Source organism: Pseudomonas sp. PL-6 (assembly GCF_054110165.1).
The window spans coordinates 3,292,428-3,314,096 of record NZ_CM134189.1 but is presented as its reverse complement, the minus strand read 5'-3'; the positions used below and the strand labels follow the sequence as shown (position 1 = coordinate 3,314,096).

22 protein-coding genes and 1 pseudogene are annotated in these 21,669 nt (G+C 68.4%); 12 read left to right on the top strand and 11 right to left on the bottom strand.

The window, feature by feature from the left end; translation table 11 throughout:
* Window positions 1–20 precede the first annotated feature (20 nt).
* Complete coding sequence (locus ACW9UL_RS14080; protein ID WP_457787387.1) at window positions 21–824, bottom strand: hypothetical protein; 804 nt, start codon at window positions 822–824, stop codon at window positions 21–23.
* Window positions 825–867: 43 nt separating this feature from the next.
* Window positions 868–1,860, bottom strand: a complete 993-nt coding sequence (locus tag ACW9UL_RS14075) for an alpha/beta hydrolase (protein ID WP_457787386.1) — start codon at window positions 1,858–1,860, stop codon at window positions 868–870.
* Between the two features lie 123 nt (window positions 1,861–1,983).
* Here ACW9UL_RS14075 and aroC point away from each other — a divergent pair, with 123 nt between their 5' ends.
* The 5 genes from aroC (at window position 1,984) to ACW9UL_RS14050 (ending at window position 5,652) form a co-directional block, all read left to right on the top strand.
* Complete coding sequence (aroC, locus tag ACW9UL_RS14070) at window positions 1,984–3,075, top strand: chorismate synthase (protein ID WP_021444391.1); 1,092 nt, start codon at window positions 1,984–1,986, stop codon at window positions 3,073–3,075.
* 88 nt (window positions 3,076–3,163) lie between these two features.
* Window positions 3,164–4,327: an MFS transporter gene (locus tag ACW9UL_RS14065; RefSeq protein WP_457787385.1), complete on the top strand. Its 1,164-nt coding sequence runs from the start codon at window positions 3,164–3,166 to the stop codon at window positions 4,325–4,327.
* Window positions 4,324–4,863, top strand: a complete 540-nt coding sequence (locus ACW9UL_RS14060; protein ID WP_457787384.1) for an acireductone dioxygenase — start codon at window positions 4,324–4,326, stop codon at window positions 4,861–4,863. The genes ACW9UL_RS14065 and ACW9UL_RS14060 overlap by 4 nt, the downstream gene beginning before the upstream one ends.
* Before the next feature lie 43 nt (window positions 4,864–4,906).
* Window positions 4,907–5,098 carry a PLDc N-terminal domain-containing protein gene (locus ACW9UL_RS14055; RefSeq protein WP_457787383.1) on the top strand — a complete coding sequence of 64 codons (192 nt, stop codon included), beginning with the start codon at window positions 4,907–4,909 and terminating at the stop codon, window positions 5,096–5,098.
* Entirely contained in the window at window positions 5,098–5,652 is a 555-nt protein-coding gene (locus tag ACW9UL_RS14050; protein WP_457787382.1) for a histidine phosphatase family protein, read from the top strand. The genes ACW9UL_RS14055 and ACW9UL_RS14050 overlap by 1 nt, the downstream gene beginning before the upstream one ends.
* A gap of 19 nt (window positions 5,653–5,671) precedes the next feature.
* Here the strand turns inward: ACW9UL_RS14050 and ACW9UL_RS14045 are convergent, their stop codons facing one another.
* The 3 genes from ACW9UL_RS14045 to ACW9UL_RS14035 all read right to left on the bottom strand — a co-directional run bounded on the left by ACW9UL_RS14045 (window position 5,672) and on the right by ACW9UL_RS14035 (window position 8,223).
* Window positions 5,672–6,169: a methylated-DNA--[protein]-cysteine S-methyltransferase gene (locus ACW9UL_RS14045; protein WP_457787381.1), complete on the bottom strand. Its 498-nt coding sequence runs from the start codon at window positions 6,167–6,169 to the stop codon at window positions 5,672–5,674.
* A 5-nt stretch (window positions 6,170–6,174) separates the two neighbouring features.
* Window positions 6,175–7,053: a DNA-3-methyladenine glycosylase family protein gene (locus tag ACW9UL_RS14040; RefSeq protein WP_457787380.1), complete on the bottom strand. Its 879-nt coding sequence runs from the start codon at window positions 7,051–7,053 to the stop codon at window positions 6,175–6,177.
* A gap of 144 nt (window positions 7,054–7,197) precedes the next feature.
* On the bottom strand, window positions 7,198–8,223 hold the full coding sequence (locus ACW9UL_RS14035) for an AraC family transcriptional regulator (RefSeq protein ID WP_457790961.1): 1,026 nt from the start codon (window positions 8,221–8,223) through the stop codon (window positions 7,198–7,200).
* A 102-nt stretch (window positions 8,224–8,325) separates the two neighbouring features.
* On the opposite strand from ACW9UL_RS14035, the gene ACW9UL_RS14030 reads away from it, so the two are divergent.
* From ACW9UL_RS14030 to ACW9UL_RS14010, 5 genes are all read left to right on the top strand, one after another.
* Window positions 8,326–9,801, top strand: a complete 1,476-nt coding sequence (locus tag ACW9UL_RS14030; protein ID WP_457787379.1) for a flavin-containing monooxygenase — start codon at window positions 8,326–8,328, stop codon at window positions 9,799–9,801.
* Window positions 9,785–10,714 (top strand): alpha/beta hydrolase, encoded by a 930-nt coding sequence (locus tag ACW9UL_RS14025; protein WP_457787378.1) that lies wholly within the window; start codon window positions 9,785–9,787, stop codon window positions 10,712–10,714. The genes ACW9UL_RS14030 and ACW9UL_RS14025 overlap by 17 nt, the downstream gene beginning before the upstream one ends.
* Window positions 10,714–11,475 carry an SDR family oxidoreductase gene (locus ACW9UL_RS14020; protein ID WP_457787377.1) on the top strand — a complete coding sequence of 254 codons (762 nt, stop codon included), beginning with the start codon at window positions 10,714–10,716 and terminating at the stop codon, window positions 11,473–11,475. Before ACW9UL_RS14025 ends, ACW9UL_RS14020 begins: the two co-directional genes overlap by 1 nt.
* A gap of 266 nt (window positions 11,476–11,741) precedes the next feature.
* Window positions 11,742–12,086 (top strand): ribonuclease E inhibitor RraB, encoded by a 345-nt coding sequence (locus ACW9UL_RS14015; RefSeq protein WP_021442273.1) that lies wholly within the window; start codon window positions 11,742–11,744, stop codon window positions 12,084–12,086.
* Between the two features lie 103 nt (window positions 12,087–12,189).
* On the top strand, window positions 12,190–12,897 hold the full coding sequence (locus tag ACW9UL_RS14010) for a type 1 glutamine amidotransferase (protein WP_021442272.1): 708 nt from the start codon (window positions 12,190–12,192) through the stop codon (window positions 12,895–12,897).
* A 100-nt stretch (window positions 12,898–12,997) separates the two neighbouring features.
* Here the strand turns inward: ACW9UL_RS14010 and ACW9UL_RS14005 are convergent.
* The 4 genes and pseudogenes from ACW9UL_RS14005 to acnA form a co-directional block, all read right to left on the bottom strand.
* A pseudogene (locus ACW9UL_RS14005) lies at window positions 12,998–13,120 on the bottom strand (DinB family protein); the annotation flags it as partial.
* A gap of 96 nt (window positions 13,121–13,216) precedes the next feature.
* Window positions 13,217–13,771 (bottom strand): hypothetical protein, encoded by a 555-nt coding sequence (locus tag ACW9UL_RS14000; protein WP_457787376.1) that lies wholly within the window; start codon window positions 13,769–13,771, stop codon window positions 13,217–13,219.
* A gap of 289 nt (window positions 13,772–14,060) precedes the next feature.
* On the bottom strand, window positions 14,061–15,626 hold the full coding sequence (gene aer / locus ACW9UL_RS13995; protein WP_021442269.1) for a methyl-accepting chemotaxis protein Aer: 1,566 nt from the start codon (window positions 15,624–15,626) through the stop codon (window positions 14,061–14,063).
* 143 nt (window positions 15,627–15,769) lie between these two features.
* Window positions 15,770–18,511 carry an aconitate hydratase AcnA gene (acnA, locus tag ACW9UL_RS13990; RefSeq protein WP_457787375.1) on the bottom strand — a complete coding sequence of 914 codons (2,742 nt, stop codon included), beginning with the start codon at window positions 18,509–18,511 and terminating at the stop codon, window positions 15,770–15,772.
* Between the two features lie 192 nt (window positions 18,512–18,703).
* On the opposite strand from acnA, the gene rlmM reads away from it, so the two are divergent.
* Window positions 18,704–19,759 (top strand): 23S rRNA (cytidine(2498)-2'-O)-methyltransferase RlmM, encoded by a 1,056-nt coding sequence (gene rlmM, locus ACW9UL_RS13985; RefSeq protein WP_457787374.1) that lies wholly within the window; start codon window positions 18,704–18,706, stop codon window positions 19,757–19,759.
* Between the two features lie 91 nt (window positions 19,760–19,850).
* Here rlmM and ACW9UL_RS13980 read toward each other — a convergent pair whose 3' ends face one another.
* Window positions 19,851–20,048 carry a hypothetical protein gene (locus ACW9UL_RS13980; RefSeq protein WP_457787373.1) on the bottom strand — a complete coding sequence of 66 codons (198 nt, stop codon included), beginning with the start codon at window positions 20,046–20,048 and terminating at the stop codon, window positions 19,851–19,853.
* Window positions 20,049–20,329: 281 nt separating this feature from the next.
* On the opposite strand from ACW9UL_RS13980, the gene tusA reads away from it, so the two are divergent.
* Entirely contained in the window at window positions 20,330–20,569 is a 240-nt protein-coding gene (gene tusA, locus ACW9UL_RS13975) for a sulfurtransferase TusA (RefSeq protein ID WP_031302689.1), read from the top strand.
* A 22-nt stretch (window positions 20,570–20,591) separates the two neighbouring features.
* On the opposite strand, the gene ACW9UL_RS13970 is transcribed toward tusA, so the two are convergent.
* Window positions 20,592–21,659: a DUF3080 domain-containing protein gene (locus ACW9UL_RS13970; RefSeq protein ID WP_457787372.1), complete on the bottom strand. Its 1,068-nt coding sequence runs from the start codon at window positions 21,657–21,659 to the stop codon at window positions 20,592–20,594.
* Window positions 21,660–21,669: the final 10 nt, after the last annotated feature.

Genomic DNA, 21,669 nt, shown 5'->3' with positions numbered 1-21,669 from the left:
ACGATGATCCGACAATGACTCTACCGCGTGGCGATCCAGATCAGCAGCCCGGCCTGGAACAGGCAGAAGGCCACCAGGCAGCTGATGGTGAAGCGTAGGCCGCTGTCCTCGCGCCTGAATCGCGCGACCTTCTCCTCCAGCTTGCGCACCTGCACGTCCTGCTCGCGCAGGCTCTGATCGGCCTGCTGCAGCATGGCGGCGGCGTCCAGCAGCTCGATGATCTGCACCTTCTCGGTCTGCCAGTCGCCGTGCAGCGAACTGACCCGCGGCGCGCTGTAGAACGGCTTGAGCTGCAGCGGGTCGCTGTATTCGATGGCAAAGCCCTGGGCCTTCAGGGCATGGTCGCGGCGGGCGCGCGCCGCTTCGTTGAAGTTGTCCTTGGTCGGCAGGGCGCCGCCCTCGACCTGGTAATGGGCGTACTGCTTGCGCGCCCAGGCGATGCCCTGGGCCAGCAGGAAGCGCCCCAGGCCGCGGTTGGCCGGCTCCACGCTCAGGCCCTTGTCCGGGCCGAAGCGCACCTCCTTGCGTTGATGATCGGCCCAGACCTCCAGCAGGTTCTGCTCGCGGTGCAGGCGCTGCCCCGGCACTTGCAGGCTCAGGCGCAGCAGGCTGAGGTCCTTGGCATGGCGTTCGACCCGGCCGAGCTGGACGAAGCGCAGCGGCCGTGGGCCGGTGTCGCGATCCACCGGCAACGGCGCCAGGCGCAGCAGGCTGAACTGCTCGGCCGGCAGGTCGGCCCAGGGATGGGGGGCGGCCGGCGCTTCGCCGCTCTGTTGGGCGTCGACCGGCGCGGTTGCGGGGGGAGAGGCGGGTTGCTCGCTCATGTGGGGGCCTGTGCGCTAAAGCTGAAACTGCTGTGTAGGCAGGTTATCGGCCGCTTTGCCTCGCACTGGAGCGAATAAAGGCGACGATGCGTTCGCCCAGGGCGCGGGCCAAGGGTAGCTGCGGATCGTCGTAGGAGGCCAGCTGTTCGTGCCAGGGCAGCGGAGTGATGCGCAGCACGTGGTTCATGCCGGGGATCAGCGCCAACTCGGCATCCGGCTTCGCCTGCTGCAATGCCACGGCGTTGTCGAGACCCACCTGGGCGTCGTGGCTGCCCTGCACGATCAGCGCCGGAATCCGTAGCGCGGCGAAGGCCTCGGCCGGACGCTGGCGCAGCAGGCTGATCAGGTAGGGCTGCACGCTGGGGCGCAATAGCACCTGCAATGCCTTGGGCACCTCGGCTTGCTCCTGACCGCGGATCAGGCTGGCCAGGATCTGCCGGCTGTCGGCCAGCAGCGGCGGCGGCAGGCGCATGGCCAGCTGGGCGTCGAGCACCTGGCCGATGGGGTAGGCGGGGCCGGCGATCGATACCAGCGCCTCGGCGCCGCTGCCGGCGGCGGCCAGGCTGGCGATCAGCGCGCCTTCGCTGTGGCCGATCAGGATCAGCCGGTCGAAGCGCGGATCGCCCTCGAGCAGTCGTCCCCAGGCCTCGGCATCGGCGACGTAGCGTTCGATGCTGAGGTCGCGTTCGTCGGGCGTGGCGGCACGGCTGGCGGCCACGCCGCGCTTGTCGTAGCGCAGGCTGGCGATGCCGTGGCGCGCCAGCAGCTGGGCCAGCTTCTTCAGCGCGTCGTTGTGGCCGCCCTCGGGGTTGTTGCCGTCGCGATCGGTGGGGCCGGAGCCGGCGATCAGCAGCGCCACCGGCACCGGCTCGTCGCTTTGCGGCACCAGCAGGCTGCCGTACAGGGTGCCCTGGTCGGTGTCCAGGCTGATGGGCAGTTGTCGTGTGGTGTTGGCCTGGGCCAGGCCGGTTATCAGGGCAAGGGACAAGAGCAGGGTTCGCAGCATGATCGGGGCAGGGTGGTGGCAGACCGGCATTGGACGCCGGTCGCCGACCAAGGTTCGGGGTGAACTGCAAGGTCGCCGCGGGTATACTCGCCCACCTCGTTAAGCGGCCTGCGCAGCGGCAGGTCGGGGCTGAATTTCGCGGAGCGTCTTCCCATGTCCGGCAATACCTACGGCAAGCTGTTCACCGTCACCACCGCCGGCGAAAGCCATGGCCCGGCCCTGGTCGCCATAGTCGACGGTTGTCCGCCGGGCCTGGAGCTGTCGCTGGAGGACATGCAGCGCGATCTCGACCGGCGCAAGCCGGGCACCAGCCGCCACACCACCCAGCGCCAGGAAGACGACGTGGTGGAGATCCTCTCCGGGGTGTTCGAGGGCAAGACCACTGGTTGCGCCATCGGCCTGCTGATCCGCAACACCGACCAGAAGTCCAAGGACTACTCGGCGATCAAGGATCTGTTCCGCCCGGCCCACGCCGACTACACCTACCACCACAAGTACGGCATCCGCGACTACCGTGGCGGCGGCCGCAGCTCGGCGCGCGAGACTGCCATGCGCGTGGCCGCCGGCGCCATCGCCAAGAAATACCTGGCGACCCAGGGCATCGTGGTGCGCGGCTATATGAGCCAGCTCGGTCCCATCGAGATTCCGTTCAAGACCTGGGACAGCGTCGAGCAGAACGCCTTCTTCAGCCCCGACCCGGACAAGGTGCCCGAGCTCGAGGCCTATATGGATCAGCTGCGCCGCGACCAGGATTCGGTCGGCGCGAAGATCACCGTGGTCGCCGAAGGGGTGATGCCGGGCCTCGGCGAGCCGATCTTCGACCGCCTCGACGCCGAACTGGCCCACGCGCTGATGAGCATCAACGCGGTCAAGGGCGTGGAGATCGGTGCTGGCTTCGCCAGCGTCGCCCAGCGTGGCACCGAGCACCGCGACGAGCTGACCCCCGAAGGCTTCCTGTCGAACAATGCCGGCGGCATCCTCGGCGGCATTTCCAGCGGCCAGCCGATCGTCGCCCACCTGGCGCTCAAACCCACTTCCAGCATCACCACGCCGGGGCGCTCGATCGACGTCGACGGCAACCCGGTGGAGGTGATCACCAAGGGTCGCCACGACCCCTGCGTGGGCATTCGCGCCACCCCCATCGCCGAGGCGATGATGGCCATAGTGCTGATGGATCACCTGCTGCGTCATCGCGCGCAGAACGCCGAGGTGCGCGTCACTACCCCGGTGCTGCCGCAGCTGTGACCGCTTGCGTAGGTTGGGTTGAGCGCAGCGATACCCAACAACCGCTGCCCCGGCTGTCGCTGCGCTCGACCCGGGCTAAGACCAGGCCATGATCGCCGCGTTGCCTTACTGGCGCCTGTCCGGCTTCTACTTCTTCTACTTCGCCCTGCTCGGCGCCACGGCGCCGTTCCTCGCCCTGTACTTCGACCACCTGGGCTTCTCGCCGGCGCGCATCGGCGAGCTGGTGGCCATCCCCATGCTGATGCGCTGCCTGGCGCCGAATCTGTGGGGCTGGCTAGGCGATCACAGCGGCCAGCGCCTGCTGATCGTGCGCCTCGGCGCGCTGTGCACCCTGGTCTGCTTCGCCGGCATCTTCGTCAGCCACAGCTATGCCTGGCTGGCGCTGATCATGGCCGCGCACGCCTTCTTCTGGCACGCGGTGCTGCCGCAGTTCGAGGTCATCACCCTGGCCCACCTGCGCGAGCAGGCCGCGCGCTACAGCCAGATCCGCCTGTGGGGCAGCATCGGTTTCATCGTCGCGGTGGTCGGCCTGGGCCGCCTGTTCGAGTGGCTGAGCCTGGACGCCTACCCCTGGGCGCTGGTGCTGATCATGGCCGGCATAGTCGCCGGCAGTTTCTGGGTGCCCAACGCGCAGCCGCTATCGCGACCCGGCAGCGCCGAGCAGGGCGGTTTTCTGCGCCAGCTGCGCCGCCCCGGCATCCTCGCCTTCTACGCCAGCGTTGGCCTGATGCAACTGAGCAACGGGCCCTACTACACCTTTTTGACCCTGCACCTGGAGGCGCTCGGCTACGGCCGCGGCACCATCGGCATGCTCTGGGCCCTGGGCGTGGTGGCAGAGATTCTGCTGTTCCTGGTCATGGCGCGGCTGCTGCAGCACTATTCGCTGCGCGCGGTGCTGCTGGCCAGCTTCCTGATCACCGCCGTGCGCTGGCTGCTGCTGGGCAACCTGGCTGACCAGCTGGCGATCCTGCTGCTGGCGCAGTGCATGCACGCCGCCACCTTCGGCGCCTTCCACGCCGCCAGCATCCACTTCATCCAGCGCAGCTTCGAAGGCGGTCAGCAGGGCCAGGGCCAGGCGCTGTACGCCACCCTGGCCGGCATCGGCGGCGCCCTCGGCGCGCTGTATGCCGGCTACAGCTGGAACAGCATCGGCCCGGCCTGGACCTTCGCCCTGGCCAGCCTGGCGGCGCTGGCCGCAGCCGTTATCATTGCCACTCGTCTGCCCCCGGAGTCCGAGCGAGAATCCCCATGACCAGCCTGAGCGTTCACCTGCAAACCTCCCCGCAGCTGCCGAACAAGGTGCTGACCCACGCCGAGGACATCGCCAGCACCCTGGCCGAGGTCGGCGTGCGCTATCGCCAGTGCCCGCCGCCGGCGACGCTGCGCCCCGGCTGCAGCGAGCAGGAGTTCGACGCCGCCTGCGGCGCCTGGCTGCAGGATCTGCGCGGCGAGGGCGGCTACCGCCAGCACGAGCTGCTCAGCCTGGAGCGCAACCACCCGCGCAAGCTCGAGCTGCGCGCGCGCTACCTCGACGAGCAGACGCAGCCGGCGGCCAGCGCCTGGCTGTTCGTCGGCGGTTTCGCCCAGCTCAGCCTGCACCTGGGCGAGTACGTCTATGTGCTGCAGGGCGAGCGCGGCGATCTGCTGGAGCTGCCGGCGGACACCCGCCACTGGTTCGACCTGGGCGAGGAGCCGCACTTGCTGCTGGTGCGCCTGAGCGCCACGGCGGAAGCGCCAAGCCTGACTGGCGACCAGATCGCCAGCCGTTTTCCGCGTCTGGGCGACTGAGTGGCTATCCTCTGAGGGCAACCCTTCACACAGGAGTGTCGTCATGGGTTCCACCCTCAATGGGCTGATCGGCCTGATCATTCTGGTCCTGGATATCTGGGCCATCGTCAACGTGGTGAAAAGCAGCGCCGAAACCGGGATCAAGATTCTCTGGGTGCTGCTGATCATCTTCCTGCCCGTGCTGGGGCTGATCATCTGGGCGCTGGCCGGGCCGCGCGGCAACGTCAGGCTGTGATGCGCATCTGGCTGCTGGTGCTGCTGCTGGCGCCGCTGTGGACCTCGGCAGCGCAGCCGTCCGACGCCTGGCAGGCGCTGCGCGAGGGGCGGGCGCTGCTGATCCTGCGCCATGCCACGGCGCCGGGTGTCGGCGATCCGGCGCATGTCCAGCTGGGCAACTGCAGCACCCAACGCAACCTCAACCAGCAGGGCCGCGAGGAGTCGCGGCGCTGGGGCGAACTGCTGCGCCGCCAGGGCATCGAGCGGCCGCGGCTGCTCAGCAGCCGCTGGTGCCGCGCGCTGGATACCGCCAGGGGCATGGGCCTGGGCCCGGTGCAGCCGCTACCGGCGCTGGACTCTTTCTTCGAGCAACGCGATGCCGCCGAGGCGCAGACCGCCGAGCTGATTCGCGCGGTCAACCTGCTGCCGCCGGGCGAGCCGCTGGTGCTGGTGTCGCATCAGGTCAATATCACCGCGCTGACCCGGGTGTTTCCCGCGTCCGGCGAGGGGCTGATCCTGGCCTTGCCGCTGCGCGCGGCGCCGCAAGTGCTGGCGCGTATCGCGCCGCCCTGAGCGTCGGTGCGCACGGCGGTCAAAGCGCCAGTTGCGTCTGCTGCGACGGCAGCGCGCCTTCCAGTTCCAGCAGCAGTTGCTTGCGCGGCAGGCCGCCGGCGTAGCCGGTAAGGCTGCCGTCGCGGCCGATCACCCGGTGGCAGGGGATGACGATGGACAGCGGGTTGGCGCCGTTGGCGGTGCCCACCGCGCGCACCGCCTGCGGCCGCGCGATGGCGGCGGCCAGGTCGCTGTAGCTGCAGGTGCGACCGTAGGGAATGCGCTGCAGGGCCTGCCATACCACCTGCTGAAAGGGCGTGCCGCGCGGCGCCAGGCGCAGCTCGAACTGGCGGCGATGGCCGGCGAAATACTCGTCCAGCTGCCGGCACACATCATCCAGCTCGCCGCCGGCTTGTCGCCAGTCTTCGCCGATGCGCCAGGGGCGGCTGTCGAGCTCCATCAGCAGCAGCTGCAGGCCGTTTTCGTCGCCGGCGAGCAACAGCGGGCCGAGGGGGCTGTCGTGGTGGCGGTAGTGCATGGCGTTCAGCCTCCCGAATAGTTGTGCCACAGGTGCGCGGCGGCGTAGGCACGCCAGGGCCGCCAGGCTTCGGCGCGGGCCTTGAGGCGGCGCGCATCGATGCCGCCGGCGCCCCACAGCGGCGCCTTGAGCAGGCCCAGGTCGCTGGCGGGGAAGGCGTCGGCCTCGCCGAAGGCGCGCAGGGCGATGTACTCGGCGGTCCAGGGGCCGATGCCGGGCAGGGCGCACAGACGTTCGATCAGCGCCGCGCTGCCGTCGTCGAGATTCAGTTGCAAGCTGCCGTCGGCGATGCGCGCGGCGAACTGCTGCAGGCTCTGCACCCGTTTGCCGGGCATGCCGATCGCGGTCAGATCGGCCGTGGCGATGGCCTGCGGGCTGGGAAACAGCGTGGCGACGCCGGGGCAGCCGGGCAGGTTCAACGGCGTGCCGAGGCGCTGCACCAGGCGGCCGACCAGGGTCACCGCCGCCTTGACCGTGACCTGCTGGCCGACGATGGCGCGCACCGCCTGCTCGAACGGGTCGAAGGCCACCGGCAGGCGCAGGCCGGGGTTGCGCTGCAGCAGCGGCGCGAGCAGGGCGTCGCCGCTGAGGTGCGCGGCAATCGCCTGCGGCTCGGCGTCGAGATCGAACATCCGCCGCACGCGCTGCTGCAAGGCCTCCAGGGCAATGGGCGCGGCGCTGCAGCAGCGCAGTTCGAGGGCGTTCTGCCCGGGCAGCGGTGTCACCCGCAGCCAGCCGCTGGCGCCGGCCAGGCTGAAGCTGCGGCTGTAGCTGTCCGGCGTCAGGCATTCCAGCCCCGGCACCGCGCGCAGGGCGAAGTGGGCGTGGAACTGCGGCCAGTGCCAGGGCGGCAGGTAGGGCAGGAGCAGGCTGATATTGTGCATGGCTTGCACCTTAGCCGCGTCGGGCGGCGCTGTCAGCGTGAAGATGACTTTCAAACTGCGACGACCTGCCCTGTGCAGGGTGTCGCGGGGCCGCTAGGTTGTGCACACCGCGGGCAAGCGGATGGGTGGTGTGCAAGGCGCCCCCTACGGAGTGATCTCGCCGCGCTGGTAACGCCCCGGCGTGGTGCCTTTCCAGCGCTTGAAGGCGTGGATGAAGTTGGACAGCTCGCCATAGCCCAGGCGTTCGGCGATTTCCTCCAGGCTCAGGCCGCCGGCGGCCAGCAGATCCTCGGCCAGGGCCTGGCGCACCTCGTCCTGCAGGGCGCGAAAGCTGCTGCCTTCGTCGATCAGGCGGCGGCGCAGGGTACGGCTGCTTAGGTGCAGGCGGGCGGCGACCCGTTCCATGTCGCTCATCTGCCCTGGCGCCTGCAGCAACAACTGGCGCACGCGGCCGGCCAGGCCCTGGTGCCACTGGTGGCGAGCGAGGATCGCCTGGCATTGCTGCTCGCAGGCGCTGACCAGCTGCGAATTGGCCCGCGGCAGCGCAACATCCAGCAGCCCGGCGGCCAGGCCGATGCGATTGGCCGCGGCAGCAAAATGCGGCGCCAGGCCGAAGACCTCGACGAAGGGCGCGACCTCGGCCGGCGCCTGCTGGCGCAGCTCCAGGCAGGTCAGCGGCAGCGGGGCGCCGAGCAGTTCGCGCACGATCAGCTGGGCGCCGACCATATCGCGCTGGACGATAAAGGGCCGCAGCTCCTCGTCCAGCGCGCCGTCGTCGAAGCGCAGGCTGGCGGTGACGCCGTCCTCGTCCAGGCTGATGCGGGTGAAGGCGTAGGTCAGGCCGTGGTAGCGCAGGCCCAGTTCGGCCGCCTGGCGCGCGGTGGCGCTGCTGAGCATGGCGTAGCCCCAGGCGCCGTAGCTGGTCAGGTGGTAGCGCCGACCGGCCTGCAGGCCGAGGTCGGCGACCGCGGGCAGGGCCTGCACCAGGTTGGCGATCAGCTGCAGCTCGCGGCCGGCGTCGATCTCGCCGTGCGGGGCGGCGAGCTGCACCGCGCTCAGGCCGGTATCGCGCAGGCAGGTGTCCAGGTCCAGGCCGAGGTCGAGCCCCAGCTGGGTGAGCAACTGCATGCTGGTGATGCTGCGGCGTGCGGGCCAGGGTGGCGACATCAGGCTGTCCGAAAATCACAATCGATTGACCGACTATGCCATAACCGGCGGTGGCCGGCGCAAGTAGCATCCGCTTATCGCCACTCATTGGTCGGGGAGACCACAATGCATAACAACCCCCGCACGGGCGCGCCCTGGCGCGTGCTGATCATCGGCAGCGGCTTCGCCGGCCTGGGCCTGGCCATGCAGCTGCGCAAGGCCGGCCAGGACGACTTCCTGCTGCTGGAAAAGGCCGGCGAAGTCGGCGGCACCTGGCGCGACAACGACTATCCCGGCGCCGCCTGCGACGTGCCTTCGCACCTCTATTCGTTTTCCTTCGAGGCCAAGCACGACTGGTCGCGCAAGTACCCGCCGCAGGCGGAAATCCACGCCTATATCCTGCAGTGCGTGGACAAGTACCGGCTGCGCCCGCAGATCCGCCTCAACGCCGAGGTGCAGGGCGCCGAGTTCGACGCCGCGCGCGGGCTGTGGCGGGTCGAGCTGGTCGGCGGCGAATGCCTGGAGACCCAGGCGCTGGTCAGCGCCTGTGGCCAGCTCAACCGCCCGGCCTATCCGCAGTTGCCGGGGCTGGAGCGCTTTCGCGGCGAGGCCTTCCATTCGGCGCGCTGGCGGCATGACCTGGACCTCACCGGCAAACGCGTGGCGGTGATCGGCACCGGCGCCTCGGCGATCCAGTTCGTCCCGCAGATCCAGCCGAAAGTGGCGCAGCTGAGCCTGTTCCAGCGCTCGGCAGCCTACGTGCTGGCCAAGCCGGATCGCGCCTACCGCGCCTGGGAAATCGCCCTGATGCGCCGCGTGCCGCTGCTGCAGCGGGTCGACCGCCTGCTCAAGTACCTGCACCACGAGGTGCGCGCGCTGGCCTTCGTCAGCCTGCCCTGGCTGATGCGCTCGATGCGCGGCCGTTTCACCCGTCACCTGGCGCGGCAGATGCCCGATGCCGGCAAGCGCGCGCAGCTGCAGCCGGACTACCCCATGGGCTGCAAGCGCATCCTGATCAGCAACGACTATTACCCGGCGCTGGCCCAGGCCAATGTCGAGATCGTCGACTCGCCGATCCGCGCGGTGCGCGAGCACGCGCTGGTCAGCGCCGACGGCCGCGAGCATCCCTGCGACGTGCTGATCTACGGCACCGGCTTCACCGCCAGCGATTTTCTCGCGCCGATGCGCATTCGCGGCCTGAACGGCCTGGAGCTGAACCAGGCCTGGAAGGATGGCGCCGAGGCCTACAAGGGCATCAGCGTCAGCGGCTTTCCCAACCTGTTCCTGCTCTACGGGCCCAATACCAACCTGGGCCACAACTCCATCCTCTATATGCTGGAGAGCCAGTACCCCTACGTGCTCGGCTGCCTGCAGGCGCTGCGCGAACAGGGGCTACGCTACCTGGACCTGCGGCCCGAGGTGCAGCGGCGCTACAACCAGCGCCTGCAGCACCTCACCCGCCGAACGATATGGGCGCAGGGCTGCAGCAGCTGGTATCAGAACGCCTCCGGCAAGCACACCAACAACTGGCCGGGCTACACCTTCACCTACCGCCACCTGACCCGCACCCCGGAGCTTGCCGACGATGACTGCGTCCGCTGATTTCACCGCCCCCGCCGCCGAGCAGATGCTGCTGCGCCGCGTGCTGCGCGGCTTCCTGGGCCTGCTGTTTCGCGGCCTGGTGCGCCCGCCGATGCCGATAGCCGGGCAGCGCCTGGTGTTGCGCCTGCTCACCGCCACCACCCTGACCCCGCGCGGAGTCACGCGCAGTGCCGCGACCCTCGGCGGGCGGCCCTGCGAATGGCACCGGCCGCCGGCCAGCAGCGGCAACGTGCTGCTCTACCTGCACGGCGGCGCCTTCATGATCGGCGGGCCGGCTACCCACCGCGGCATCTGCGCCAGCCTGGCCAAGCGCGGCGGCCTGGACGTCTGCGCGCTGGACTACCGCCTGGCGCCGGAGCATCCCTATCCGGCGGCGCGCGACGACGTGGTGGCGGCTTACCGCGCGCTGCTGGACGCCGGCTACCGGCCCGAGCAGATCGCCATCGGCGGCGATTCGGCCGGCGGCAACCTGAGCCTGGTCGGCAGCCTGCGCATCGATGAACTGGGCCTGCCGGCACCGGCGGCGCTGGTGTGCTTCTCGCCGGCCACCGATTTCACCGGCGAACGCATGCACCAGCCGCCGGCCGGCGACCCGCTGATCCATCCCAGCTGGATCGAGCAGGCTGCCGCGCTATATTGCCCGGCCGATCTGCCGCGCAACGATCCGGGTATGTCGCCGTTGTTCGCCGATCTGAGCCGCCTGCCGCCGACCCTGATCCAGGTCGGCGAGGACGAATTGCTGCTGAACGACAGCCTGCGCCTGGCCGAGCGCGCCCAGGCCGCCGGCGCCAGCGTGCGCCTGGAGCGTTATCCGGGGCTGTGGCACGTGTTCCAGGCCCATGTCGGCATGCTGCGCGCGGCGGATTACGCCATCGCCCGGGTGGTGGCCTTCCTGCGCGAACGGGGGCTGTGATGGACAACATCCTCATCAGCGGCGCTGCCTCGGGCATCGGCGCGGCTACCGCGCGGTTGTTCCACGCCCGTGGCTGGCGGGTCGGCCTGCTCGACGTCGACGCCAAGGCCCTGGCCGCGCTGGCGGCGGAACTGGGTGGGGTCTGGCACGCCGAATTGGACGTGGTCGACGCCGGCGCGGTCAAGGTCGCCCTGGCCGACTTCTGCGCCCTGCACAACGGCCAGCTGCGTCTGCTGTTCAACGGCGCCGGCATCCTGCGCACCGGCGCCTTCGAGACCATCGAACTGGAGCAGCACGCGCGCCTGTTGCAGATCAACCTGCTCGGCGTGCTCAATTTGAGCCACGCCGCATTTCCTTATCTCAAGGCCACGCCCGGCGCGCAGGTGATCAACATGGGCTCGGCCTCGGCGGTCTACGGCGTGCCGCAGCTGGCCAGCTACTCGGCCAGCAAGTTCGCCGTGCGCGGCCTGACCGAGGCGCTGGAGCTGGAATGGCGCGCCCATGGCATCCGCGTCGGCGACCTGATGCCGCCGTTCGTCAACACGCCGATGGTCGCCAGCCAGGGCGAACCGCCGCCGGTGATGCGCCGCCTCGGCGTGCGTCTACAGGCCGGACAGGTCGCCGAAGCCGCCTGGCAGCAGGCTCAGGGCGCTGCGGTGCACCGCCCGGTGGGCCTGCAGTTCCGCCTGCTCTACGCATTGGGGCAGATCACCCCGGGCTGGATCAATAGAGCGATCATGGCCTGGCTCAGCCGGAGCTGATTGCGGGCTGGCCAATGGCCGCCGGTCGCCGGCTTTGTCACAAGGCCTTTCCATTGCAGGCGAATCCGGCGGCCAGCGGCTACCCTGCAAAGGACGGTTTTCAGCCTGGTGTCCTGCTGGGCAGTCGTCGATGTGCGTCAACAGACACATCAAGCAGCCTGCTTGATTCTCGGGGCGGCGCCGCCAAGGTGCCGCGACACCGCCGAAGTTGGGCGGTTGCAATGGGAAAGCGGTCAATCCATCCATCGCCTGAGAGGAGGTCGTTTATGAGCACAGCCTTCCACGAAGACGCCAGCACCTCGGTGCTGCGCCGGATGAAAGAAGGGGGGTTCGACTTCGCCCAGTTTCACCCGATCGAGTTCTACGCCATCTTTCCCGATGAGGAGCGGGCCCGCATGGCAGCCAGGAATTTTCGCGGCGAGTCGCTCAACGCCCAGGTTTCCGCCCGCGAGGACGGCGCCTGGCACCTGCAGATCAGCAAAGTGATGTACGCCACCCATGCCGGTATCGGCGCATTCGAACATGACCTGGAGTCCATCGTCCTGCCCCTGGGCGGCAAGCTGGACGGCTGGGGCGTTACCCAGGAGGTGAAGGCTTCCGCTGCCCGTTAGGGCATTGTCTCGACAGTCCATCGGCCGGCCCGCGCGGCCGGTCGATGGCGCCAACCGTCAGCGCGCCTCGACTTGCCCGAGGCCATCGCGCAGACTGCGCGGCATGGCCGACATCCTGATCCTCACCCATATCGACTATTGCCCGCCCGCTCACCTGGCGCGGGTGCTGCAAGCGCGCGGCTGCGCCTTCGAGGTGCTGCGCGCCGACCTCGGCGAACTGCGCGGCTACGACCTGGAGCGACCCAGGGCGGTCGCGGTGATGGGCGGGCCGATGAGCGTCAACGACCCGCTGCCCTGGATCGCCGAGGAAGTCGCGGCGCTGCAGCGCTTTATCGCCCGCGACATTCCCATCGTCGGCCACTGCCTGGGCGGCCAACTGCTGGCCAAGGCCCTGGGCGCCGGCATCAGCCGCATGCCTTACACCGAAGCGGGCTGGCAGGCCATGCAGCGCCGCAGCGAGGCGGCGGACAGCCCCTGGCTGGCGCACCTGCCCGAGCACTTCAGCATCTTCCAGTGGCACGGCGACACCTTCGCCCTGCCAGCGGGGGCGCAACCGCTGCTGGGCAGCCGCTGGTGCGACAACCAGGCCTTCGCCTGGGGCGACAAGGTGCTGGCCCTGCAGGGCCACCCGGAGATGACCGAAGAGCTGATCGAGCTCTGGCTCGACGACTGGGCCCACCTGCTCGACGCCAGCCAGCCCAGCCAGCAGAGCATCGCCGCGATGCGCGACAACCTGGGCGAAAAGGTGAGGGCGCTGAACCAGGTGGCCGAGGGCTTCTACGCCCACTGGCTGAAGCTGGCCGGGCTCTGAGTTCGAACCCTCTCTGCAGAGCGGATCGGTGGGCCGCTGGGCGATGCTCCGATCCCGCTGCTCCTCGTGGGCGAACGACAGTTGGGCGCAGACAAGACCCTTATTCCGGCTCATCTGCAATCAACGCCAGCAGATCGGTCACCCCGATATCCACGCCTGCCTGCGACAGCAGCGTGCTGGCCTGGCCGCGGTGGTGCGTCTGGTGGTTGAACAGGTGCACCAGTTCGTAGGGTGGGCTTTAGCCCACCATCGGTGGTCAGCGTGGGCTAAAGCCCACCCTACAAGGCTGTGGGGAGAGCCCATATACATTGTTAGGCGGCTATTGCGCTGAGTTATTTGCTTTCACAAGTACATAATCTTGTTTTTTGTCGTTCCACTTAAATGTAGTGCTAGTTATTGCGGATGACTCTTCACTGAATACGCCAAATAATTTCAAAAGAGCGTCGATTCTAATTTGGTATGCCCATTTATGCCGCTGGTGGTCCGAGAAAACGAGCATCGATACAAAGGCTGTGCCTTCAGTAATTGTTTGCATCCAGTAGTAATGAATTAGCTGGTTGCACACATCCAGTGCGGTGAGGGTGTGAGGCTCCGGGTGCTCCATGTCGAATCGATCTTCGGGCCAGCCCACACCTGTGGCGGTGAATGGTCGATTTCCGATATTTTTGTAACGTAATACCGGCAGGCAAGTTTCGCGAGCCTGATCATTTACTTTTGGCCGCTCCAGCAGCGAACGAACTTGAAAGGCAACAATCATTAGTTTTCGTTCAAAGAGAACTTGCTGCTTTTCAGACCACCGTTGATACCTGCGCTTCTTGCGTAGCCAGACGAGATCGTTTCTAAGCTCTGCGCGCCAGTAACAGGATTCGATCATTTTTAGCGCCTAACTATAAATAGACACCAGTTGGTGCATAACCTGCCAAATAGGACTGCCGGATAATATTCCGCTGTTCCAAACTCCCCCTATCCAAGTCGTCACCTGCGGAAAAAGGGCAGGGCGATTAGCCGGTTATACACCAGGCAGGCGGGATACTGGCAAGTGGCGATTATGGGGTTGCGGGGAGCGGGAAGCCGGAAGGCGAGGCGGATCGCGAGCAAGCTCGCTCCTGCGGGAAGTGGCGGGCAGGAAGGCGCAGCGGTTGGCCCGCTGCGCCTTTTGCGTTTCAGCGGTTGAAGCGTTCGACCAGGGCGTACTGGCCCTGGGCGGTGCCGGTCAGGGCTTCGCTGAGTTTGGCGGTACTTTGCGCTTCGCCCGCGGTCTGGTCGGCCAGTTGGGCGATGGTGGTGATGTTCTGGTTGATCTCGTCGGCCACGGCGCTCTGTTCCTCGGCGGCGGCGGCGATTTGGTTGGCCATGTCGGCGATATTGGCCACCGCGTCGCTGATGCCGGCCAGCGCCTGGTCGGCCTGGAGCACGCGCTCGACGCCTTCGTCGGCCTGCTTGCGGCCGATTTCCATGGTCATCACCGCTTCTTCGGCGGTGCGCTGCAGCTTGGCGATCAAGGCGTGGATCTGGCCGGTGGATTCGGCGGTGCGCTGGGCCAGGGAACGAACCTCGTCGGCCACCACGGCGAAGCCGCGGCCCATTTCGCCGGCGCGGGCGGCCTCGATGGCGGCGTTGAGGGCGAGCAGGTTGGTCTGGTCGGCGATGCCCTTGATCACGTCGACCACGCCGCCGATCTCGTTGCTGTCCTGGGCCAGGCGGGTGACGGTTTCGCCGGTATCGCCCACCGATTGCGACAGGCGCTGGATGGCTTCGCGGGTTTCCGCGGCGATGCCGCGGCCTTCGCCGGTGAGGCGGTTGGCCTCCTGGGTGGCGATCGCGGTGCGCGCCACGTTGCTGGCCACTTCCAGGGTGGTGGCGGCCATTTCGTTGACCGCGGTGGCGACCTGTTCGGTTTCCTGGCGCTGGCGCTCCAGGCCGGCGGAGCTGTTGTGCGCCAGCTTGTCGGCCTCGCGGGCTTGCTGGGTGAGCTGTTCGGCGGTGTCCTGCAGGCGCGTCAGGCAGGTCTTCAGGCGCGCTTCCTGGCTGAGCATGGCCATTTCCAGGCGCGCTTCGGCGCCGCGGCTGTCGGTGTACATCTGCGCGATCAGCGGGTCGGAGGTGGTCTGTTCGGCCAGGCGCAGCAGGCGCTTGATGCCGCGGGTCTGCCAGGCGATGCCGGCCAGGCCCAGGGGGATGGAGAGTGCGGCGGCGAGGGCGAAGCCCCAGCCGCTGCCGAACCAGTGGCCGATCAGGAAGCCGATCTGGCTGACCAGGATGAACGGCAGCCAGGCCTGCATCACCGGCAGCCAGGCATCGCGTTTGGGAATGGCGGTCTTGCCGGCATTGACCCGCGCATAGAGGGCTTCGGCGCGGCGCACCTGCTCGGCGCTGGGTTTGACCCGCACCGATTCGTAGCCGACCACCTGGTTGTTCTCGGTCATCGGCGTGACGTAGGCGTTGACCCAGTAGTGGTCGCCGCTCTTGCAACGGTTCTTGACGATGCCCATCCACGGCCGGCCCTGTTTCAGGGTGCTCCACATGTGCTCGAACACCGCCGCCGGCACGTCCGGATGGCGCACGATGTTGTGCGGCGCGCGCAGCAGTTCCTCGCGGGAGAAACCGCTGATTTCGACGAAGGCGTCGTTGCAGTAGGTGATCTGGCCCTTGAGGTCGGTGGTGGATATCAGGCGCTGCTGCGCAGGGAAGGTGCGCTCGCGCTGAGTGACCGGTTGGTTATTACGCATGGCAGGTATCCGTCGTTGTTATGCCCTCTGCATCGGCCGCAAAGCGGCGAAGTTGAGGGAGAAATCCGTGGCGCGCAGTGTAAACGGATTCTGCCTGGCGTCACCCTTTCGTCGCGACCCGGGCCGTCCCTGGCCCGCTCGTTTCAGTTAGCGATCATCTGCCGCAGCACGTAATGCAGGATGCCGCCGGCCTTGAAGTATTCCACCTCGTTGAGGGTGTCGATGCGGCACAGCAGTTCGACCTCCTCGCGCTGGCCGTTTTCGCGGACGATGGCCAGCGACAGCGGCATATGCGGGTGCAGTTCGACGCCGTCGAGGCCGTGGATGCCGAGCTTCTCGCGGCCGGTCAGGCCCAGGCTCTTGCGGTCGCAGCCGGGCTTGAACTGCAGCGGCAGCACGCCCATGCCCACCAGGTTGGAGCGGTGGATGCGCTCGAAGCTCTCGGCGATCACCGCCTTGACCCCCAGCAGGTTGGTACCCTTGGCCGCCCAGTCGCGGCTCGAGCCGGTGCCGTATTCCTTGCCGGCGATCACCACCAGCGGCGTGCCCGCTTCCTGGTAGCGCATGGCCGCGTCATAGATCGACAGCTTGTCGCCACTGGGAATATGCAGGGTGTTGCCACCTTCCTCGCCACCGAGCATTTCGTTCCTGATGCGGATATTGGCGAAGGTGCCGCGCATCATCACCTCGTGGTTGCCGCGGCGCGAGCCGTAGGAGTTGAAGTCCGCGGGCGCCACGCCCTGTTCGCGCAGGTAGCGCCCGGCCGGGCTGTCGGCCTTGATGTTGCCGGCCGGCGAGATGTGGTCGGTGGTCACCGAGTCGCCGAGCAGGGCGAGGATGCGCGCCTCATGGATATCGCCGATATGCGGCGGATCGCCGGCGATGTCCTCGAAGAACGGCGGGTGCTGGATATAGGTGGAGTCCGCCTGCCAGACGTAGGTGTCGGCCTGCGGCACCTCGATGGCCTGCCACTGTGCGTCGCCGGCGAACACCTCGGCGTATTCCTTGCGGAACATGGCGGTATCGACCTTGGCGATGGCCTCGGCGATCTCCGCCTGGCTCGGCCAGATGTCCCTGAGGTACACCGGCGCGCCGTCCTTGCCGGTGCCCAGCGGCTCCTGGCTGAGGTCGAGGCGCACGCTGCCGGCAAGGGCGTAGGCCACCACCAGCGGCGGCGAGGCCAGCCAGTTGGTCTTCACCAGCGGGTGCACGCGGCCCTCGAAGTTGCGGTTGCCGGACAGCACCGAGGCGACGCTCAGGTCGGCCTGGGTGATGGCCTGTTCGATGGGCTCGCGCAGCGGCCCGGAGTTGCCGATACAGGTGGTGCAGCCATAGCCCACCAGGTCGAAACCGAGCTTCTCCAGGTAGGGCGTCAGGCCGGCGGCGTTGAAGTACTCGGTGACCACCTTGGAGCCGGGCGCCAGCGAGCTCTTGACCCAGGGCTGGCGCTGCAGGCCTTTGTCCACGGCCTTCTTGGCCAGCAGGCCGGCGGCCATCATCACGCTGGGGTTGGAGGTGTTGGTGCAGGAGGTGATGGCGGCGATCACCACCGCGCCGTGCTTCAGGCGATAGGTCTGGCCCTCGTCCTGATAGTCCACCCCGCCACTTTGCTGGCCGCCGCCGACGGCCGTGCCGCCACCCCCTTCGTTGAGCAGGCGACCGTCTTCCTTGGCCGTGGGTTTGAGCTGCAGGCCGAGGAAATCGTTGAAGGCCTGGGCGACCTGACCGAGGGCGACGCGGTCCTGCGGGCGCTTCGGCCCGGCCAGGCTGGCTTCGACGCTGCCCAGATCGAGGCTCAGGCTATCGCTGAACAGCGGCTCGGCGCCGGGCTCGCGCCACAGGCCCTGGGCCTTGCAGTAGGCCTCCACCAGTTGCACTGTGGCTTCCGGGCGGCCGGACAGGCGCAGGTAGCCGAGGGTGATGGCGTCGACCGGGAAGAAGCCGCAGGTGGCGCCGTATTCCGGGGCCATATTGGCGATGGTGGCGCGGTCGGCCAGCGGTAGGTCGGCCAGGCCGTCGCCGTAGAATTCGACGAACTTGCCCACCACGCCCTTGCTGCGCAGCATCTGGGTGACGGTGAGCACCAGGTCGGTGGCGGTGATGCCTTCCTTGAGCCTGCCGCTGAGCTTGAAGCCGATCACCTCGGGAATCAGCATCGACACCGGCTGGCCGAGCATGGCCGCTTCCGCCTCGATGCCGCCGACGCCCCAGCCGAGCACGCCGAGGCCGTTGATCATGGTGGTGTGCGAGTCGGTGCCGACCAGGGTATCGGGGTAGGCGAGGGTGGCGCCGTCCTCCTCCTTGGTCCACACGGTGCGCGCCAGGTATTCCAGGTTGACCTGGTGGCAGATGCCGGTGCCCGGCGGCACCACGCTGAAGTTGGCGAAGGCGTGCTGGCCCCAGCGCAGGAAGGCGTAGCGCTCGCCGTTGCGCTGCATTTCCAGCTCGACGTTGTTGTGGAAGGCGCTGGAGGAGGCGTAGCGGTCGACCATCACCGAGTGGTCGATGACCAGGTCCACCGGTGACAGCGGGTTGATCCGCTGCGGGTCGCCGCCGGCCTTGGCCATGGCGTCGCGCATGGCGGCGAGGTCGACCACCGCCGGCACCCCGGTGAAGTCCTGCATCAAGACCCGCGCCGGGCGGAACTGGATCTCCCGCTCGGAGCCGCGCTTGTCCAGCCAGTCGGCCATGGCCTGCAGGTCGGCAGCGCTGACGGTGTGGCCGTCTTCGCAGCGCAGCAGGTTTTCCAGCAGCACCTTGAGCGACTTGGGCAGACGGTCGATGTTGCCGAGGCGCTGGGCCGCCTCGGGCAGGCTGAAGTAGTGGTAGGTGGCGTCGCCGATCTTCAGTTCGCGGCGGCAGTTCAGGCTGTCGAGGGAGGGCATTGCACTTCTCCTTGAGGCCCGTACGGTCGGGCCGTTTCTGATGACTGCAGAGCGTTCAAGCTAGTTGCCTATGAGCGGTCTGGCCAGCGTTCATTCGGGATTCGCTGCTGGCAATCTGCCTAGCACTGGACAGGAAGGTGGCGTCCGCGGTTCCCGCCTCGGGTATCATGCGCGACCCAAGGAGACGTCTCGATGAATACCCTGTTTTTCCATTGCCGCCCCGGTTTCGAAGGCGAGGTCTGCGCCGAGATCGCCGAGCTGGCCGCGCGTCTGGACGTGGCCGGCTACTCCAAGGCCAAGCCCGGCGGCGCTTGCGCCGAGTTCATCTGCAGCGAGGCCGGCGATAGCGCGCGGCTGATGCGCGGCGTGCGGTTCAACAGCCTGATCTTCCCGCGCCAGTGGGCGCGCGGCGCCTTCGTCAGCCTGCCGGAGAGCGAGCGCATCGGCGTGCTGCTCGAGGCCCTGGCCGACTACCCGCAGTGCGGCAGCCTGTGGCTGGAAGTGGTGGACACCAACGAGGGCAAGGAGCTGTCGACCTTCTGCAAGAAGTTCGAGGCGCCGCTGCGCAAGGCCCTGCGGGGGGCCGGCAAGCTGGTGGACGACGCCAGCAAGCCGCGTCTGCTGCTGACCTTCAAGAGTGGCCGCGAGGTGTTCGCCGGCATCGCCGAGGCGGACAACCAGGCGATGTGGCCGATGGGCATTCCGCGGCTGAAGTTCCCCCGCGAGGCGCCGAGCCGCTCGACGCTCAAGCTGGAGGAGGCCTGGCACCACTTCATCCCGCGCCAGCAGTGGGATCAGCGCCTGGCGCCGGGCATGACCGCGGTGGATCTGGGCGCGGCGCCCGGCGGCTGGACCTGGCAGCTGGTCAACCGGGAAATCCGCGTCACCGCCGTGGACAACGGGCCGATGGCCGAGAGCCTGATGTATTCGGGTTTCGTCGTGCACCAGCGTGCCGATGGTTTCCTGTTCCGCCCGCGCCATCCGGTGCACTGGATGGTCTGCGACATAGTCGAGAGGCCGGCGCGCACCGCTGCGCTGATCGAGACCTGGCTGGGCGAGGGGCTGTGCCGCGAGGCGGTGGTCAACCTCAAGCTGCCGATGAAGCAGCGCTATGCCGAGGTGCGCCGCCTGCTCGAGCGCATCGAGGCGGGCTTCGCCGCGCGCGGGGTGAAAGTGGCGCTGGCCTGCAAGCAGCTCTATCACGACCGCGAGGAAGTCACCTGCCATCTGCGCCGGCTGGGCAAGTAGCGGCGATATCCGGCGGGGCCTCGCAGGCTGCGCCGGGCGCACCAGGGGCAGCCGGCAGGTGCGCACGACCCGGGCGACGCCGCGGCATCCATCACTCGGCGTCTGGGCGCTTTTCGGCCCCTGGCCCTTGCGCCCTGATCCAGTAGCTCTGCTTGTGCCCGCGTGCCTCGAAGGTGCGCGCCAGCGCCTCGGCGGCGGCGCGGTCGAGGCCGTCGCGGACGACGAACTCGTTGCCGTTGTCGTCCAGGCGGACCAGGCACCAGAGTTGCGGCGGTTGGCGATCGGGCATGGGCGGGGCCTCGGCTGCTTCCTCACAGATTAGCCCGGCGCCGCGGCGTCGGGCTGGCATTCAACCGAGCCCGGGCAAACGCCCGGCCCGGGCTCCCGCTGCGCCCCGGGCTCCGCCCGGAACTGGCGTGCAGGCTGTCCCTAACCCGCCGGAGCGCAGGCACTGTGCCGTAGATGCCGGGCGGGCGCCGCCCATCCAAGGTTGTGCGGGCAAGGTGACCTGGAGGTCAGCTTTGCGCGACAATGCCCGCCTGCCAGTGGAGCCCCCTTATGTCCGATGCCCTGACCCTGTCCCACGACGATCTGCTCGATGCCAGCGGCTTGAACTGCCCCGAGCCGGTGATGATGCTGCACAACAAGGTGCGCGACCTGCAGCCCGGCGGCCTGCTCAAGGTGGTGGCCACCGACCCCTCGACCCGCCGCGACATTCCCAAGTTCTGCGTGTTCCTCGGCCACGAGCTGCTCGGCCAGGCCGAGGAGGACGGCACCTACCTGTACTGGATCCGCAAGAAGGCGGAATAGGCCGGAGGTCCGCAGCCTGTCGCTAGGCGTCGCCCGGGGCGCCGCTCCAGCCCGCTTGCCCCGGCGCCAGTCCGCAGCTGTTCAGCAGCGCCTGCCAGGCCTTGACGTGACGCGCGGTGGCGGCGCGGAAATCCATCCACAGTGAGTCCTGTTCGCCGGCCAGGCGCGCTAGATAGGTGCGTGTCGCCGGCGGTATGCCTTCGATGCCCTGCAACTGTCGCAGCGCCGCCTGCCATTGCTGGCCGCGCTGGTCGACGGCGGCCAGGTAGGGCTGCAGGCCGCCGGCGTAGAACTTGACGAAGATGTTCTGCAGGATGCGCCCGCGCAGTGTCGCCTGGCCCAGCGGGCACAGCGGCCGGCGTTGCTGGCGTTGCTCGAGCAGCTCGCTGGCGGCGTCGAGGCTGTGGCGCAGGCTGGCCAGGCTGGTGATCAGCTGGCCGCCCTGGTCGCTGGCGTAGAGCGCGAAGAACAGCGGCTCCAGCCGTTCGGCAGGCGGCGGCAGGCGCTGCGGCAGGCCGGCGCCGATGGCCGCCAGTTGCTCCAGGGCATCCAGCGCGGCGCCGTCCTCGGCAAAGGCGACGGGCAGCGCCTGATCGGCGAAACGCAGGTAGCGTTCGACCTCGCGGCTGCCGTTGAGGGCATTCCAGAACACCGCCGGCAACTGCTCGCGCTTGTCGGCGGCCAGGCGCTGCAGGGTGGCCTTCAGGCCGGCGTCGTCCTGCAGGTGCGGCAGGCAGGCGTCGATGGCGCGCAGCAGGTCGCCCTCGTAGCCCAGGCGCTGGCTGGGTACCAGCTGCTTGCCCAGGCTGCTGTTGCGCTGGCTGATCAGCTGCTGCAGGCGCGGGCAGCGCCGCGCGTCGATCACCAAATCGAGCAGGCCGATACGCAGTTCGGGCAGCGCCAGCAGACGTTCGCGTCGCGGCGGCAGGCGGTACTGGCTGGCGCTGCGGCTGTCGAAGGCGACGAAACCGTCGCTCTCCAGCGCCCGATCCAGGCGCTGGAGGTAGTCGGCCTGCAGCGCCAGGCCGTTATCGGCCGGGCCGCAGGCGGCGAGCAGGAGTGGGCAGAGGAGCAGGGCGAGTCGCTTCATGCCGCCAGTG